The organism is Bradyrhizobium mercantei (assembly GCF_001982635.1).
Taxonomy (GTDB): Bacteria; Pseudomonadota; Alphaproteobacteria; order Rhizobiales; family Xanthobacteraceae; genus Bradyrhizobium; species Bradyrhizobium mercantei.
Genome location: NZ_MKFI01000037.1, coordinates 1 through 1,145, shown reverse-complemented (window position 1 = coordinate 1,145; position 1,145 = coordinate 1). Strand labels below are relative to the sequence as shown.

Here is a 1,145-nt window from a genome sequence, read left to right as displayed (position 1 = left end):
GTGTGAAAACGAGGGGGAAAATCGGGTCTGCGACCGATGAATGCATCGTAGAGCGCGCCGGATACCGCCAACAAGCGATATATTTAGCGGACATCTGATTAGATTTGCTTATCAATATGCTTAAACAATGGCCTCCGTTGAACGTGTTGCGCGGCTTCGAGGCGGCGGCGCGGCTGGGCAGTTTCCACAAGGCCGCCGACGAGCTGCACCTGACCCAGTCGGCCATCAGCCAGCAGATCCGCAGCCTGGAAACCTATCTGGAGCAGCCGCTGTTCCTGCGCCAGGGGCGCAGCGTGACGCTGACCGACGCCGGCGCCGACCTGCTCGGCACCACCCAGGCGATGCTGCTGCAACTGGCGACGGGCATTCGCCGCCTGGACCAGTACCGCAAGCCGAACCAGCTGATCGTCAACACCAGCCCGGCGTTCGCGCGCCATTGGCTGGTGCCGCGCCTGCAGGCGTTCCATGAGCGCCATCCCGAGGTGGATCTGTGGCTCTACACCAGCGATGAGGCGCCGGACATGGCGACGCAGACCATCGACATCGCCTTGCGCGACGATATCGGCCCGCAGGCCGATTGCGATTTCCGCGTGCTGTGCGAGGACCGGCTGTATGCCGCCTGCCATCCGCGCCTGCTGGCGGCCGATCCGGCGCAGCGGGTGACCCTGCACGGCGAGCGCGAGATGGACTGGAACTATTGGCGCATGCAGGGCGGCGCCGACGTCGGCCAGCGCGACAGCGGCCTGAACTTCTCGGATCCGGGGCAGTTGCTGGACGCCGCCAGCCAGGGCCTGGGCATCGCCCTGGTGGCGGCGCTGCTGGCGCGGCGCGCGAGCGAGGCCGGCCTGCTCGCGCCGATGACGCCGCAGACCGTGCGCGGCCCGACCTGGCGCTGGCTGGTGCACCGCGACAGCCGCAACGCGCTGGCCGCGGGCTTTTGCGCCTGGCTGTGCGAGAACCTGGGGGTGGACTGGCAGCCCTGGCGCTGAACGCCGCGCCAGGGCCCTCCCGGCCTACCAGCGATGCTGGTAGGTCAGGGTCAGCACCGTGCCCGGGGCCGGCAGGCGGCTGGTATTGGTGCTGGTGCGCATCAGCTGGCTGTAGAGCGGGTAATAGTCGCGGTTGAACAGGTTCTCGACGCCGAC

Annotated in this window: 1 protein-coding gene; it reads left to right on the top strand. The window is 67.8% G+C overall.

Annotated elements, in window-relative coordinates; translation table 11 throughout:
- Positions 1 to 143 precede the first annotated feature (143 nt).
- A complete protein-coding gene (locus tag BI327_RS40735; protein WP_245335084.1) occupies positions 144 to 989 on the top strand; it encodes a LysR substrate-binding domain-containing protein in 846 nt (281 codons plus the stop codon).
- The last annotated feature ends 156 nt before the right edge of the window (positions 990 to 1,145 follow it).